The organism is Euzebyella marina, from assembly GCF_014855515.1.
Classification (GTDB): Bacteria; Bacteroidota; Bacteroidia; order Flavobacteriales; family Flavobacteriaceae; genus Euzebyella; species Euzebyella marina.
Window position 1 is genome coordinate 176,696 of the sequence record NZ_JACYFK010000004.1, and the last position, 15,864, is coordinate 192,559.

The following is a 15,864-nucleotide window of genomic DNA, read 5'->3' on the forward strand; positions in this document are numbered from 1 at the left end:
ATGATGAATTATTCAAAGCAACTATTTCTAGGATTATGGGGCCTATCGCTGGTGAGCCTTTCGTGCGAAGGGCAAAAGAAAGTTGATGACATCGTTGCAAAAGGGGCCGAATTGACCTTGGTTTCCGACACTTTCGAATTTACCGAAGGCCCAGCTATGGATAAATCTGGAGACGTCTATTTTACTGACCAACCGAACGATAGAATTGTTAAATGGAGTGCTTCGGATAATACCGTCACCGACTATATGAAACCGGCCGGTCGTGCCAATGGTCTTTATTTTGATGATGAGGGAAGTCTTTTGGCCGCTGCAGACGAAAAGAATGAACTTTGGCGAATAGCAACTGATAAAAAAGTGACGGTGGTCATTGATAATTTTGAGAAAAAGAAATTGAATGGCCCCAATGATATTTGGGTCGACCAAAAAGAAGGCGTTTATTTCACCGATCCTTTCTACAAACGCTCTTGGTGGCAACATACTGAACCCGAGCAATCGGCAAGAAGAGTTTATTATCTGGCTGCCAACACCTCTGAACCACGCGTTGTAATAGATGATAACTACGAACAGCCCAATGGCATTATTGGTACTCCCGATGGCAAGACTTTATATGTTTCAGACAACGGGGCGAAGAAAACGTATGTTTACGATATCAGCAAAAATGGAGACTTGACGAATAAGAAGCTCTTTGCAGATATGGGATCCGACGGTATGACGGTTGATCATTTAGGAAATGTTTATTTGACCGGCGATGGGGTAACGGTTTTTAACAAGAAGGGTGAGCAAATCAAACATATACCTGTTCCTGAAAACTGGACTGCCAATGTAACTTTCGGTGGACCGAAACAGAACATCTTGTTCATTACTGCGATGGATTCTGTGTATACCCTCGAAATGAATGTACACGGGGTGAGATATTAATTAATAAGTACACTAGGCAAAGACGCCCATGCTTTGCAAATCATGGGCGTCTTTGTTTCTTTGAAAAAGATTGAAAAGTAAATTTATATCATTACCATTGATTTTCGTAAACTTCAGTTAATATCTCGACCAGATTGTCTTCTGAGACAGGCTTTACAACATACCCGGTAAGCTCTTTAAATTCTTTGGCCCGTTCTTTATCACGTTCGCGCTCTGAAGAGGTTACCAAATAAATATGAACCTTGTCATTAATTTTTGGTTTCAATTCTCTAAACTCCTTTAGAAAACCCCACCCGTCTAAAAAAGGCATATTTACATCTAGAAGTATGACCCCTGGCATTTCTGTTTGTTCATTTGCACAATTTTTAATGTAGTCCAATGCCTTTTCACCATCGGTGAAAGAATTGACCGCTAAGTTCTCCGAAATTCCGTCTAAAAGACGTTCGGTCAGGTAAAGATAAATTTCATCATCATCTACCAATAAAATGTTCGCTTTTCTCATGTCAGTTGATTTTAGTTGCCTATCATGGTTTCGATATCCTATAACGCAACCATGTGATTTATTGTTTGTTAGTTACTTAAATTTAAAAAATTATCTTAAATACCGTGCCTTTACCTACACTACTTTTTAGGCTAATTGAGGCATCTAGAGCTTCCAATTGAGTTTTAACAAGAAAAAGCCCCATACCCTTGCCTGAAACATCTCTATGAAATCTTTTATATAGTTTGAACATATCGTCTTTATGACGATCGGTGTCTACACCAATACCATTGTCTTCAACATATAGTACCTTCCTTCCATCTTCAACTTTGCTTTTAAACAACAAAAAAGAAGACACATCTTTTCTTCTGTATTTGATTGCATTAGATATAAAGTTGTGAATAATGCTTTTTAAATAAAACCTCGAAAAATTGACGACTTTCCATTCCTCCAACTGATAAATAATTCTGAAACCGCTATCATCGTTTATCGAATCGGGAAATTCTTTCCTGACATTCTCAATCAACTCAATCAGGTCAATACCCTTAATATCAATTTCATTCTGGTCGAGTATCGTAACATAATGTCTAATATCTTCTGTTAAGTTGACAATACTATCGGCTATGGTGTTCAATTTGGGCAGCAAATCTTTAATATGGCCCTCATATTTTTTATTCTTCAGCATATCTACAATGACAGACATACTTGTAACAGGCGCTCTTAGATTATGTGATATGAGATAATTGAATTGCTCCAGTTGCTCGTTTCGTACTTTTAGACGATCGTTTGTTTGCTTGACCTGCTTATTTATTTTTTGTAACTTTTTCTGTCCCTCAAGTAATGAATCGTTTTTTTGTTTCAGCTCTTCCACTAGAAACAGTTTTTCTTTTTGATACTTTAAATAACCGTATGAAATACCCGCAACCGCTAAAATGGAAAATAAGTGAAGTACGATAAAGTTCTGGTAAACTTGCCACATTCCAGCTTGAATAGCCGTAGAAGGAATCTCTTCGACAATGGCCCAATCAGTGGCTGTTGATATATTATCGGGCTCGTTATAGATACGGCTGCTTCGCAGCTTACCATTTTCAAGATCTACTTTACGCAAACTCCATATAGCTCCGTCACTTAAAAAAGTGGTATCCTTAAAAGGCAGTAATCCCTGAACGTTTATTCTGGTTTTATCCTCTTCTAGGTTTTCAAATTCCTTTACTTCATTAGGCAGTTCGAATTTTGAAGTATTTGAGCTAATAACATCAAGGTTAGAATCAACTATATAAGTATTGCCCTCTGTTGATGGGGTAGTCAAAGTATTCAGTATATCGGCCATTCGAAAGTTGATGACCACAAGGCCCAATTTATTACCAAGCGAATCATAAATAGGCCCTACTGAGCGCAGAACAGGTTTATAGGGTCTTTCAATTTCACCATACTCCCTATTCAAGTTTATTCTTGACAAGAATACATTGCCCTTTTTTAAAGTTAGACCTTTTTGAACGTATTCACGATCAATTTTGCTCTGTAAAGGTGCCGACTCCAAAATTCCACCTTGGTAACTTTGGTACCTCAAAACTTCATTACCATTGTTATCTAGAATTCTAAACTGATCGTAAAAACCCAGACTATTCAAAACCTCTAAATAGGGCCGAATAAATTCTTTATGAGTGCTTTGAGGATTGAATTTCTGCGGATAAAGTATAGAGGTCCAATAATTTGAATTGTGTACCAAGTAGTGGCAAACATCACTTATAAAAAAAGATTTATTGGCAGCATCAAGGGCTTCTTGCTTAGAAAGCTCGACAATCCTTTCCCGCTTCTGACTGGTGAGCATGAGAAGAGAAAGCACTAGTAAAGGAATGTAGAGCAACAAGAAATTACCTAGAAATTTTTTCCACATAAAATGATGGGGTAGTCAATAAAAAATCATATTGAATGATGGAAGGGGGATGTGTCATCAAATCAATATTCAAAACCTTACCGAAGGTACATCTTTTTCCTACTAATATTGTTAAAATAAAATAAAATTATAATGTTATCGATAACACCAATACTATTGACAGACTAAGGACACTAAATATTCAAAAAATGCATAAAATCAAGGTCAAATTGTATTTCCTTCGCCACTCAAAACCGCTTCAGATATTAATAAGACCCATTATCAGATTGCTATTTTCTTACAAAAACACTCTTAAAATTAACTTAATGATTTTTTCTATAAAGACCTTTAGTTCAGTAGGATTAGAACGGGTCTTTTTCTAACTTTAGAAACGATTTTTTTCACCATCCAACTAAAACTTTAAAAATGATAATTAAGAATGTATTTGACCGAAAAGTTTCTGAAGAATTGGTCTCTAGAATTAACCAACTGACACCATCGACCACAAACCTTTGGGGTAAAATGAATGTTTCTCAAATGCTGGCCCATTGCAATGTTACCTATGACTTGGTTTATACAGATAAATACCCGAAACCCACAGGTTTAAAAAAAGTCTTGATAAAACTTTTAGCAAAGAAAGTAGTTACAGGCCCCAAACCCTATAAAAAGAACATGCGTACAGCTCCTGTTTTTCTAGTTTCAGATGACAAAGATTTTGATAAAGAAAAGGGTCTTTTAATCGGTAATGTTGAAAAAACCCAGCAATTAGGGGCCGCACACTTTCATAACAAAGAATCTCACTCTTTCGGCCCTCTTACTACCGATGAGTGGAATACCCTGTTCTATAAACATATTGATCACCACCTTCAACAATTTGGGGTTTAAAATTTATTTTTTTGACAGAAAACTAGGAGTAAAATTCTTTTTTCTATCTTTTAAACCTAAAACCAACTAAACTATGCAAGCTTACATCTTTGAATTTATCGGAACAGGCATGCTCATACTATTGGGTAATGGTATAGTGGCCAACCTTGTTCTTAAAGGTACCAAAGGTTCCGATTCAGGGTGGGTAGGTATTTCGTTGGCTTGGGGTATTTCTGTTTTTGTAGGCGTGTTTATAAGTGCCGATGTGAGCGGAGCGCACTTGAACCCGGCAGTAACCGTTGGGTTGGCGACCGCCGGCAAGTTTGATTGGAGTCTGGTACCCGGCTATTTTGTGGCCCAAATACTCGGAGCGATGGTAGGAAATTTTTTGGTTTTTCTGACCTATAAAAAGCAATACGAAATTACAGAGGATAAAGGAGCCATTTTGGCAACGTTCTCTACTTCACCGGCCATAAGAAGCCCTTTCTGGAATCTGGTCACTGAAATTATCGGAACCTTCGCTTTGGTCTTCGGAGTATTTTATATCGCAGGAGGAACTATTTCTGACGAGCCTGTTTCCTTAGGTTCTCTCGATGCCCTGCCTGTAGCCTTACTGGTCATGGGTATCGGTTTTGGACTCGGAGGTCCTACCGGATATGCAATCAATCCCGCACGTGACCTAGGCCCTCGTATAGCGCACTCCATTCTGCCTATTAAAGGAAAGGGAGATAGCGATTGGGGCTATGCATGGGTTCCCGTAGTCGGACCGATAATTGGAGGAGCTTTGGCAGCTCTAGCGTATTTGGCTGTCGGAATTTAATTTAAAGACCACCCTAATGAAAAAAAACATCCTTTACTTATATCTATTGACTTTCAGTATAACTAGTAGCCTACAAGCGCAAGACATTATTCAAGTTCCGCATGAAAAAGCTGTCGATGTAAGCTGGCAAGGCGATGAAAAGCAATATTTCTCACAAATTTGGGATACCGAAGTGGTCACCAACGTTTCGGTGCCCACCATGCAGGTCTTTAAACCAACCAACCCGAACGGTACGGCGGTTATTGTGGCTCCAGGAGGAGGCTTGTATGGCCTAAGCATTGAGAGTGAAGGAAACATGGTAGCCAAATGGCTTTCTAAAAAGGGTATCACGGCCTTTGTGCTCAAATATCGCCTTGTACCCACGGGAGAAGATGGTATCAAAGAAATTACCGATGAGGGCACTAACAACCCAGCTAAAATCGGTCAGCGTATCAAACCTGTTCTACCTCTATCGATAGCCGATGGTCTTTCTGCCGTCGCCTATGTTCGGGAGCACGCCAACGACTATGGTGTAGACCCTGCTAAAATTGGCTTTATGGGCTTTTCCGCGGGTGGAGCCGTAACCATGGGGGTCGGTTATTACGCGAAACAGCTGGATAGGCCTGACTTTATTGTTCCTGTATACCCCTGGACTACCGCCTTTCCAGTTCAAGAAGCCCCTGCCAATGCCCCAAAAATGTTGGTCATTTGCGCTACCGACGACCCACTTGGCTTGGCGAAGGGAAGTATTGAATTATACAACTCTTGGCTTAACAGAGGCTATACCCCTGCCCTGCATATGTATGCGAAAGGTGGACATGGTTTTGGAATGAAAAGCCAAGGCCTACCCTCAGACAGTTGGATCGAACGTTTTTATGATTGGGCCGATGCCGAGGGTATTATTGCCAAGGTGCCAAAAGGGTAAATTTTACTCAACCCTTATTTAAAAAAAGGTACGTTTTTATCGGCGTACTTTTTCATACCTTCTTCATTGATCTCGACACCGATACCCGGTTTTTCCGAGAGTTTAATGAAACCGTCTTCGACCATCTCGCCATCGTAGCTGACTATTTCTTTATACATCGGATTTTTGTGAAAATATATCTGCCATTCAAGAATCATGAAGTTCGGCACCGATGCGCATACATGACATGATGCCATAGCACCTAGAAAAGATGCGACCATATGAGGAGCAAAAGGTACATAGTAGAGGTTTGCCAGATTCGCTATACGCTGAGCTTCTCCTAAACCACCTGCCTTTTGTAAATCGGGCATGATAATATCTACCGCCCCTGTTTCTAAAAGTCTTCTAAAACCATAAGCCAAATAATGGTTTTCACCAGCGCAGATAGGTGTACTAGTAGAGTCGGTTATCTTTTTGTAGGCATCAACGTTTTCCGCAGGTATGGGTTCTTCAAGCCACATCATGTCGATAGGCTCTAAAATCTTTGCCACTTTCTCGCCCGTAATGGCATCATATCTGCCGTGCATATCAGCACATATATCGATATTCGGGCCGACGGCTTCACGGGCAGCGGCCATTTGATCGTGCATTCTTTCAATTTCCGCAGGGCTCGCGGTCCAGTTATATTTGTCGTATTTATTGGGATCATTGGCTTGGTCTAAATCAAACTTAACAGCTGTAAAGCCCATATCGACCGCTTCTTTGGCACTGGCAGCAAAATCTTCAGGTTTGGGCAATCTGTTTTGATAGAGGGCCGTATCCATATAAACACGTATTTTATCCCTGAACTTGCCCCCTAGCAATTGGTATACAGGCAAGTTCAACGCCTTACCTGTCAAATCCCACAGCGCTGTTTCTACAGCAGTTAGTACGGCTACATACATGCCCGATTGCGCACCTTCAAAAAAACCTCCTCTTCTAATATCTTCAAAAAGTCTATGGACATTCAGAGGGTTCTTACCTTTTAAACGTTCTCCGAACATTTTGACCAAATGATAGGTACCTGGAGTAGCATCGACCCCCTCACCATGCCCAACAATGTCTTGGTTACTATAGATTTTTACAAATAAACTGTGTCCACCACGAATATATCCGCATTTAATATCTGTTATCTGTAGGTCTGATGGCGCCGATCTCTTTGAGGTTTGGTCTACTGCCTGCACCAATTCATTTCCAAAAGTTGCAAACGGCATGGTAGTTAAAGTGGTGGCCGCTGCCGCCTTGGTTAAGAAGCTTCTTCTTGAACTTTTCATAACTTATCGTTTAGGTTGATGTATTTCTTAAATACTACGAACCTATTTTATCAAAACCCTAATTTTTTAGTGATTTTTTTGAAAAATTCATTCAAATATCACCAAGTACGTGTTTTAAGCAGCTCTTGAATCTGTTCTTTTGGTACAGGAAGTTCATCAATATGACTATTCAACCATTGCGAAAAATCTTTCTCAATCTCATCTGACCAGCGATTATCAATTTGCCCGGGGGTATACTTTTGCTCCCTTAACCGTTGATGTCCGAACATATCCCTCAGCCTGACTATCTCAGAGGTTTTTACCACTTTCTCCACCAAATGGGGCGGAATAAAAATTACACCACCATCTCTTCCTAGAACAATATCACCGGGCATTACGGTGGCCATACCGATTCTAGTGGGGGTATTAATGCCTATTAACGTGGTATTCAACTGACCATCAGGATTGTTCAAATGATGTGAAGGATGATAACTTCGAAAGAAAGAGGTGAATCCTCCTATTTCTTTTAAACCATCAATATCACGAATCGCTCCGTCATAAACGATTCCGTTACCCGTTTTGGCAAAGATGGAGTTGCCTAGGTTATCACCTATGGTGGGGCCATCTATATGGGCACCGAATTGATCAACTACATAAACATCTCCCTTTTGTAGTAAATCGATGGTCCAGGCATTCTGAGATTTAATTCTTCCATCTTGATTATGCCCCCTATCATCGATTACCCTATGTATGTCTGGTCTTCCAGGCACAAATACGGCCGTAACAGCTCTACCTACCAATACGCTATCCGGGTTGATGGTCTGCCAACCTTCAGCGTATTGATATTTAAAATTGTCTCCTTTCAAAACTGCCCAAGCCTCTTCAAGCGTAACACCTTTCATTCTTTTTAAAAGATTGTCAGAAACCTTTGGTCGGCCATCTTCAAAACGTTCACCTTTCCATTCAGGTGTTAAAAAAATGAGTTCTTCTTTAGTAATCTGTTGTGCTTGGGCTGGGCATAGGAAACCTAGAATAGCTATAAATGCTATCGTTTTTAATTTAAGATCCATGAGTTAATTAAAGTTTAAGTTTTCTTAGTTGAGTTTGTAGTTGAATGCAATCTATGTTAATAGTACGAAGAAGTCTGCTACAACCCTAAGATTTCTTTGAACCGACCTAAATATAGACTAACTTGTGTGGCTTAAATATTCACTATGTCTCGCTTTATAATTCTCTTTTCTTTATTAGTTGTAAATCAAGGTTTTGCTCAAGAAGCGAGCCGCTTTAAGAATCAAGTCGATGACTTAAGATTGAAATACGACTCTATCTGGGATCCCTCGAAGGAAACCATAGTTTTCACCGGTAGTTCGAGCATACGTATGTGGAAAGACCTTCAAACTAGGTTTCCATCACAACAAATCGTCAATTCAGGTTTTGGTGGATCTCAAGCCTCTGATCTCTTATATTTTACTGATGACCTCATTTTGCGTTATAAACCAAAAAAGGTATTTATTTACGAAGGTGACAATGACATTCAAGCACAAAAGAGACCTAATGAAATTATTGGTACCACCAGGCAGATTATCAGTCTGATCAGAGAAAATGACCCCTCTACGGAAATAGTTATCATTTCGGCAAAACCCAGTATTTCGAGATGGAAGCTAAGAGGAAAATACAAACGATTGAATCGCAAGTTTAATAGACTTGCCAGAAAAGACGATTTACTAAATTATGTTGATGTATGGAGCCCCATGCTCAACGGCCGTGACCTTAAAAGAGATATTTTCATTGAAGATGGCCTTCATATGAATTCAAAAGGTTACGATATCTGGTATGATACCATGAAAGAGCTGGTTGAAAACTAGATGCCCATTTATCCTATCACTAAACTAATCCAAACATTCTACCTATATGAAATTTTATTTATTTAAAAGTTTACTTATTTGCAGCGTTTTTATTGCCTTTTTTTCATGCGAGACCGAAAAGAAAAAACGGGTACTTAACCTACCGAAAACCGATTTGGCTATGGGCGATATGATACCCATGCCAAAAAAGGTAGTCGCCACCGAAAAAGCATTTGCTCTAGACCAGTTTACAGCAATTTACACTTCTGAAAATGCAGAAGGCTTTCCTGAAATAGGCACTTTTCTCGCCGAAAAAATAAAGGGAAAGACCGATTTAGACCTACCTGTAAATGTAGAAGAGGTCAACAATAGAGAAGGCGTTATTTATATCAATTTATCGGATAGCTTAGAGCTCGATGCCACCGAGGCATATCAGCTTTACGTAACACCCGACTCAATCATTCTTAATTCCAACACGGCCGAAGGCGCCTTTAGAGGCGTACAGACATTACGTCAAATAATTCCTGAAACCAGTATTGATACTGTGGCAGAATATAAGGTTTGGGCTATTCCGACCGGAAAAATAATCGACAATCCCGTCTTTGAATATCGTGGTAGCATGCTCGATGTAGCCCGTCATTTTTTCAGCGTAGAAGATGTAAAGAAATACATTGATCTGTTGGCCTATTACAAATACAACACTCTACATTTACACCTTACCGATGACCAAGGGTGGCGTATAGAAATCAAGTCTTGGCCTAAATTAACCGAAGTTGGTGGGAGTACCGAGGTCGGCGGTGAGTCGGGGGGCTTCTTTACCCAAGAAGACTATACCGAAATTGTAAATTATGCTGCTGACAGATATATTATCGTAGTACCTGAAGTCGATATGCCCGGACACACCAATGCAGCCTCGGTATCATATCCGTTTCTGAATGGTAATGGCAAAAAGGTAGAGCTTTACGAGGGTACGCATGTTGGCTTTAGTACTTTCGACACTAGAAAAGATACTGTTTATACCTTTATAGACGATGTGGTAAGGGAAATATCAGCCATTACCCCTGGCCCGTATTTTCATATGGGAGGTGATGAAAGCCACGTTACCAAAAAGAATGATTACAAGTACTTTGTAGAAAAGGTCGAGAAAATTGTCAAAAAACACGGCAAAAGAATGATTGGCTGGGATGAAATCGCAACCACTGATATTGATTCAACTGCCATTGCCCAGTTTTGGTCGAGCAAAGAAAATGCCGATTTGGCCATTAAAAAGGGAATGAAAATAATCATGTCGCCAGCTAAAAAGGCTTATTTAGATATGCAATATGATACGTTATCTAAACATGGGTTGCATTGGGCCGCATATATACCAACGGATACGGCTTACATCTGGACACCCGAAAAATATGAAGGCATTCCATTGGAAAATATTCTAGGTATCGAGGCACCTCTTTGGTCTGAAACCGTAAGCAATATTGATGAAGTTGAATATTTGGCCTTTCCGCGCGCAATTGGGTATTCTGAATTAAGTTGGTCTACACCCGAAAATCGCAATTGGGAGAATTATAAAGTACGTTTGGCAAATCAGGCTCCGTTTCTAGACCGGATGGATGTAAAGTATTATCCTTCTCCCCTCATCGACTGGAAGAAAAGCAAATACACCTACGAAGAAATTAAAAAAGACTAGTATAAAAGATTTAAAATGAAAATCAAGGTCGGCCTCATACAAGATAGTCCTGTTTTTTTTGACAAGGCCAAGACCCTTGAAAAGATAGAAACCTTGGTTGGCAAGTATGCCAATCAAGGTTTTCATTTACTAGTATTCCCAGAGTCATTTATACCAGGTTATCCCAGGGGTTTCACTTTCGGCACAAAGGTTGGCAGTCGCTCAGATCAGGGGCGCGAGATGTACCATCGGTTCAGAGAGAACAGTTTTGACCTCAATGGCGGTGAGTTAAAGAAACTAGAAAGCCTCAGCCGAGTGAACAATTTGTATTTGGTTGTAGGGGTAACCGAAAAACAAAATGGCCATGGAAGTCTTTATTGCTCCATGTTATACATTTCTCCGACTGAAGGATTGTTGGGCGTACATCGAAAAATAAAACCGACCGGGGCCGAAAGACTTATCTGGGCCGAATCGGATGCTGACTCATTGGTTACTTTTGAATCAAAAATTGGAAAGCTTGGCGGATTGATTTGCTGGGAAAACTACATGCCCTTGGCACGGATGGCGATGTATAAAAAAGGGGTTGAAATCTATATCGCACCAACTGCCGACTCGCGAGAAAGTTGGACCGCAACTATGCGGCATATAGCCATGGAAGGCAGGTGTTTTGTTTTAGGATGTAATCAATATGCCACTGAAGACATTTACCCCGAAGAATACTCAAAATTATTGGATGGGGATGATTCTGCGAACAATTGCCCAGGAGGCAGTGTAATAGTTTCCCCCATGGGAGAGATATTGGCAGGCCCTTTATTCAACGAGTCCGGGATAGTCTCTGCAGAATTGAATTTGGAGGATATACCTAAAAGCAAGCTCGATTTTGATGTGATCGGACATTATTCAAGAAATGATCTGTTCAAATTTGAAGTGGTCGGCCAACCGGAAATGATAAAAGAAAAAGCCCATAAAAAAACCCTCGATTAACGAGGGCTTCTTTTATTCTTCTTCAGAAGATTTATCTTCTTTTGCTTCTTTACTATCAAAATCGGTTATTCCGTTATCATGCAAGATATTGTACCATTGAATCACCTTTTTAATGTCGCTTGCATACACTCTATCTTCATCATAGTTAGGCAATACCTCAAAAAAATATTCCTCTAGTTTTAACTTATCATCTTTGTGGCCAATAGAAGTTTTACCTCCTTTTTCCTTCACCTGAATATTTAAAAAAACCTCTCTTAGGGGAACCTCTTCCTCTAAAGTATAGATAGCAATCTCCGATAAGACACTTACATTGCTACGCATACCTACGGTAATTCTTTTTTTGTCAAGAAGTGATTCCGCAACGAAACCAGTTCTGGTTTGTGTTACCAATTTAAAAAGGCCTGGCTTACCGCCGATAGATAGAATTTTGTCTAAACTCATATAGAATTTTACATTTTAGGAGCGCAAATATTATACTTTTAGATGGATTACGATAAAATTTAACGTGCTTTTTTCATGTTCGGAAATCGCATGCGGTAATCAACGGCAATCTTACCTTTTGAAATGTTGTTCAGTCTACTTTTCAACATTCTTTTCTTTAAAGGAGACAGCTTATCTGTAAAAAGTACGCCTTCAATATGATCGTATTCGTGCTGTATAACCCTTGCCAAAAGTCCGTCATAGGTTTCGGTATGTTCAACAAAGTCTTCGTCTAGATAATTGATGGTTAGTGTACCTTTTCTTTTAACATCTTCCCTTACATCAGGTATGCTCAAACACCCCTCGTTAAAGGCCCATTCTTCGCCAGTTTCATCTTCTATATAAGCATTTATAAAAGCCTTTTTAAAGCCTTTAAGTTGCCCTCTTTCTTTGGCCGATAACTCTTCATCGTCGGCAAATGGGGTTGTATCCACCAAAAAAATACGTATCGGCAAACCAATCTGTGGTGCAGCGAGACCAACACCACTGGCATTATACATCGTTTCCCACATATTCTCCAATAACTCGTCGAGTTTTGGGTAATCTTTGGTAATATCCTCTCCGACCTTGCGTAAAACAGGGTCTCCGTATGCTACAATTGGTAAAATCATTTGATTTTGTTTAAGTAATCTTGCAATATGATAGTGGCACTAATTTGATCTACCAACGCTTTATTTTTGCGCTGTTTCTTTTTCAATCCACCGTCAATCATACTCCTAACGGCAAGTTTTGAAGTGAATCGTTCATCTTGCCTCACAATAGGAATATTCGGAAAATTATTCTTTAATAGATTCAAAAAAGGTATGATCAACTGTTCCGATTCAGAAGGCAAGTTGTTCATCTGCTTAGGTTCGCCTACCACAAAACTCTCAACGGACTCTTCTTTTAAATATCCTTTTAAGAACTCAATAAGTTGATCGGTATCTATGGTTGTCAAGCCCGAAGCGATAAGCTGCAATTCGTCGGTAACAGCAATACCCGTTCTTTTTTTGCCATAATCTATAGCCAACAATCTTCCCAATCCTTATTTTTTTGGCAAAAATAACCGATAAATTGTTATAAGCGTAAAATTGGACTTTTAATTACTATTCGACCTCTTATATTTGCAATCCGTTTCCCGTATCTGAAGATTTAAAAATTAAATCGGGGAATATTCATCGAGACTTATATAAACACCATAATACAAGAGAACCATGAACGAATTAAGAAAAAAGATTGAAAATGCTTGGGACAATAGGGAACTTCTAAAAACCCCTGATACTCAAGAAGCAATTCGTGAGGTTATCGACCTACTTGACCAAGGAAAATTACGATGTGCCGAACCAACTTCTGATGGTTGGCAAATTAATGAATGGGTCAAAAAAGGGGTGGTGCTCTATTTTCCAATCCAAAAAATGGAAACCTTGGAGGCCGGTATTTTTGAATACCACGACAAGATACCTTTGAAAAAAGGATATCAAGAAAAAGGTATTCGTGTGGTACCCCATGCGGTGGCCAGACATGGTTCTTATATTTCGTCAGGAACCATTTTAATGCCTAGTTATGTGAATATAGGCGCTTACGTTGATGAGGGTACAATGGTAGATACTTGGGCAACCGTAGGTAGCTGCGCACAAATAGGCAAGAATGTTCACCTGAGCGGTGGCGTAGGAATAGGAGGTGTTTTAGAACCACTTCAAGCAGCACCTGTCATTATTGAAGATAATTGCTTTATCGGTTCTAGATGTATTGTTGTTGAAGGCGTACGTGTTGAAAAAGAGGCTGTTCTTGGTGCGAATGTGGTTTTAACGGCTTCCACAAAAATCATTGATGTAACCGGAGAAAACCCTATTGAATTAAAAGGTAGGGTTCCTGCACGTTCAGTTGTTATACCTGGTAGTTATACTAAAAAGTTTGCAGCCGGTGAATTTCAAGTGCCTTGTGCACTGATTATCGGAACACGAAAGGAGAGCACCAATAAAAAAACATCCTTGAACGATGCCCTACGTGAATACGACGTTGCTGTATAATATGTAGGATTTTTTTGATTAAACATAATTTTTTTGTTTTTTCTTTGTTATTAGAGGGTAGGATTTTTTAGTGAGCATAAAAACGCAACCTTTTGTGTTCTTTTTAATCTACAAAGTAGAAAACCGAACCAAACCCCAAATAAATTAACAATGCCCAAGGAAAAACAAAAGTTATCGGCCCTCGTCATTACCTACAACGAAATAGGTTACATTGAAAAATGTATTGAATCTGTCGAGTTTGCCGATGAAATTATTGTTGTTGATTCTTACAGTACCGATGGCACTTACGAATATCTAAAAGAACATCCGAGGGTAAAGGTTATTCAGCATCCTTTTTCGAATTTCACTCAACAGAAATCTTTTGCGTTAAAACAAGCCTCTAATGATTGGGTCTTGTTTTTAGATGCTGATGAAGTGGTTTCGCAAAAGCTTCAAGTAGAGGTTAGTGCTACCATAAACAGTGAAACCGATGTTGCTGCCTTTTGGTTTTATAGAAAGTTCATGTTTCTAAAGAGACCTTTGCATTTTAGCGGTTGGCAGACCGATAAAAATTATCGTCTTTTCAGAAAAAGTAAGGCGCGTTTTTCTGACAAGAAAATTGTTCATGAGACTTTAATCGTTAATGGCTCTTCAGGAATTTTAAGGGAAAAACTCACCCATTTCTGCTATAAGAGCTATGAAGACTATAAAGGCAAAATGCTCAAGTACGGTAGATTGAAAGCTAAAGAAGATTTTTATAGGGAGAGAAGATACAATGTGCTTTCACTTGTATTTAAACCTCTTTGGAAATTCATTAATCACTATTTGATTCGTTTAGGTATTCTTGACGGTAAAAAAGGAATTACCATTTGCTATCTCAATGCTCTAGGAGATTTAGAAAGATACCGAGAACTTAAAAAGCTTGAAAAGAAAAACGAACTGGCTTACTACTTGGTAATGCCGTGATAGGTCCAGACACTTTTGTTCTGTCTAACCTCTTTTCTAATCACTTGATTTTTGGCAATTGCTTCCGGTGTCTTGTAACCACGTTCGTGATCAAGATGTATACATACAGCACTATACCTCAACTGTTTTGACTTGACCCCATAATTAAAAAGGCGCTCACCGAACTCCCGGTCTTCACCTCCATACTGCATCCGCTCGTCAAAACCGTTTACATTAAGAATGTCTTTTTTCCAACCAGATGAATTATGTCCGTTCCAACTGGCATTGGTAGGGGTGAACGTATTGAAGAGTGTAGAAATAAACCCTCTAGCCGTTAGTTTGTTATTTTTGAATGTTTTGGGAATACCTTTTTCTTTTAACCATTGAATGTTGAAGCAATTTTGCTTTTCTATATCTTCAAGGGTGATAGCCTTTGAAATATTCATTGGAAGCATATAGTAACCTCCAGAAATGAAATAGCCAGGCTCTTTATTTATATAGTGTACCTGAACAAAATCTTCTCTCGGTATACAATCACCATCTGTCATTATCACATATTCGGCACTACAAGCCTTTACAGCCTTGTTTAAAATTCTGCATTTTTGAAAACCATCGTCTTCTTGCCAAACGTGTTTTATTTCAAAAGATACCTTATTTCGCAATTCATCAACCAATTTCTTAGTTTCTTGACCAGAACCATCATCGGCAACGATGACTTCAAAATCTTTGTAGGTCTGGCACTGAAAGCCCCAAATTACCTTCTCGAGCCACTCTGGGTGGTTATAAGTACTTATGATGACACTGACCGTGCTCATTACAATTGTTG

17 protein-coding genes are annotated in these 15,864 nt (G+C 39.3%); 9 read left to right on the forward strand and 8 right to left on the reverse strand.

The window, feature by feature from the left end; genetic code table 11:
- Complete coding sequence (locus IL356_RS16685) at positions 1-918, forward strand: SMP-30/gluconolactonase/LRE family protein (RefSeq protein ID WP_225621536.1); 918 nt, start codon at positions 1-3, stop codon at positions 916-918.
- 91 nt (positions 919-1,009) lie between these two features.
- Here IL356_RS16685 and IL356_RS16690 read toward each other — a convergent pair whose 3' ends face one another.
- A complete protein-coding gene (locus IL356_RS16690) occupies positions 1,010-1,420 on the reverse strand; it encodes a response regulator (protein ID WP_121849711.1) in 411 nt (136 codons plus the stop codon).
- Positions 1,421-1,502: 82 nt separating this feature from the next.
- A complete protein-coding gene (locus tag IL356_RS16695) occupies positions 1,503-3,296 on the reverse strand; it encodes a sensor histidine kinase (RefSeq protein ID WP_121849712.1) in 1,794 nt (597 codons plus the stop codon).
- A 405-nt stretch (positions 3,297-3,701) separates the two neighbouring features.
- Between IL356_RS16695 and IL356_RS16700 the strand changes: the two genes are divergently transcribed.
- From IL356_RS16700 to IL356_RS16710, 3 genes are all read left to right on the forward strand, one after another.
- Complete coding sequence (locus IL356_RS16700) at positions 3,702-4,160, forward strand: DUF1569 domain-containing protein (RefSeq protein WP_121849713.1); 459 nt, start codon at positions 3,702-3,704, stop codon at positions 4,158-4,160.
- Positions 4,161-4,233: 73 nt separating this feature from the next.
- The gene (locus IL356_RS16705) at positions 4,234-4,959 is read left to right on the forward strand and encodes an MIP/aquaporin family protein (protein ID WP_121849714.1); all 726 of its coding nucleotides are present in this window, start codon (positions 4,234-4,236) and stop codon (positions 4,957-4,959) included.
- A 16-nt stretch (positions 4,960-4,975) separates the two neighbouring features.
- A complete protein-coding gene (locus tag IL356_RS16710) occupies positions 4,976-5,863 on the forward strand; it encodes an alpha/beta hydrolase (RefSeq protein WP_121849715.1) in 888 nt (295 codons plus the stop codon).
- A 14-nt stretch (positions 5,864-5,877) separates the two neighbouring features.
- On the opposite strand, the gene IL356_RS16715 is transcribed toward IL356_RS16710, so the two are convergent.
- Both IL356_RS16715 and IL356_RS16720 read right to left on the reverse strand, forming a co-directional pair.
- Positions 5,878-7,155: a mandelate racemase/muconate lactonizing enzyme family protein gene (locus IL356_RS16715; protein WP_121849716.1), complete on the reverse strand. Its 1,278-nt coding sequence runs from the start codon at positions 7,153-7,155 to the stop codon at positions 5,878-5,880.
- A gap of 98 nt (positions 7,156-7,253) precedes the next feature.
- Positions 7,254-8,204, reverse strand: a complete 951-nt coding sequence (locus IL356_RS16720) for an RraA family protein (protein ID WP_121849717.1) — start codon at positions 8,202-8,204, stop codon at positions 7,254-7,256.
- A 144-nt stretch (positions 8,205-8,348) separates the two neighbouring features.
- Between IL356_RS16720 and IL356_RS16725 the strand changes: the two genes are divergently transcribed.
- From IL356_RS16725 to IL356_RS16735, 3 genes are read left to right on the forward strand one after another with little or no spacing between them, the layout of a single operon-like run.
- Positions 8,349-8,999: a GDSL-type esterase/lipase family protein gene (locus IL356_RS16725; RefSeq protein ID WP_121849718.1), complete on the forward strand. Its 651-nt coding sequence runs from the start codon at positions 8,349-8,351 to the stop codon at positions 8,997-8,999.
- A gap of 46 nt (positions 9,000-9,045) precedes the next feature.
- On the forward strand, positions 9,046-10,662 hold the full coding sequence (locus tag IL356_RS16730; RefSeq protein WP_121849719.1) for a family 20 glycosylhydrolase: 1,617 nt from the start codon (positions 9,046-9,048) through the stop codon (positions 10,660-10,662).
- Between the two features lie 15 nt (positions 10,663-10,677).
- Complete coding sequence (locus IL356_RS16735) at positions 10,678-11,625, forward strand: carbon-nitrogen hydrolase family protein (protein ID WP_121849720.1); 948 nt, start codon at positions 10,678-10,680, stop codon at positions 11,623-11,625.
- A gap of 12 nt (positions 11,626-11,637) precedes the next feature.
- On the opposite strand, the gene IL356_RS16740 is transcribed toward IL356_RS16735, so the two are convergent.
- From IL356_RS16740 to ruvX, 3 genes are read right to left on the reverse strand one after another with little or no spacing between them, the layout of a single operon-like run.
- Positions 11,638-12,066 carry a DUF5606 family protein gene (locus IL356_RS16740; RefSeq protein ID WP_121849721.1) on the reverse strand — a complete coding sequence of 143 codons (429 nt, stop codon included), beginning with the start codon at positions 12,064-12,066 and terminating at the stop codon, positions 11,638-11,640.
- A 59-nt stretch (positions 12,067-12,125) separates the two neighbouring features.
- Complete coding sequence (def, locus tag IL356_RS16745) at positions 12,126-12,716, reverse strand: peptide deformylase (protein WP_121849722.1); 591 nt, start codon at positions 12,714-12,716, stop codon at positions 12,126-12,128.
- The gene (gene ruvX / locus IL356_RS16750) at positions 12,713-13,126 is read right to left on the reverse strand and encodes a Holliday junction resolvase RuvX (protein ID WP_121849723.1); all 414 of its coding nucleotides are present in this window, start codon (positions 13,124-13,126) and stop codon (positions 12,713-12,715) included. The genes def and ruvX overlap by 4 nt, the downstream gene beginning before the upstream one ends.
- A 172-nt stretch (positions 13,127-13,298) precedes the next feature.
- On the opposite strand from ruvX, the gene IL356_RS16755 reads away from it, so the two are divergent.
- Both IL356_RS16755 and IL356_RS16760 read left to right on the forward strand, forming a co-directional pair.
- Complete coding sequence (locus tag IL356_RS16755; protein WP_121849724.1) at positions 13,299-14,114, forward strand: 2,3,4,5-tetrahydropyridine-2,6-dicarboxylate N-succinyltransferase; 816 nt, start codon at positions 13,299-13,301, stop codon at positions 14,112-14,114.
- A gap of 150 nt (positions 14,115-14,264) precedes the next feature.
- Positions 14,265-15,059, forward strand: coding sequence for a glycosyltransferase family 2 protein (locus IL356_RS16760; protein WP_121849725.1), 795 nt, complete (start codon positions 14,265-14,267; stop codon positions 15,057-15,059).
- Here the strand turns inward: IL356_RS16760 and IL356_RS16765 are convergent.
- A complete protein-coding gene (locus tag IL356_RS16765; protein ID WP_121849726.1) occupies positions 15,041-15,853 on the reverse strand; it encodes a glycosyltransferase family 2 protein in 813 nt (270 codons plus the stop codon). The genes IL356_RS16760 and IL356_RS16765 overlap by 19 nt on opposite strands.
- Positions 15,854-15,864 lie beyond the last annotated feature (11 nt).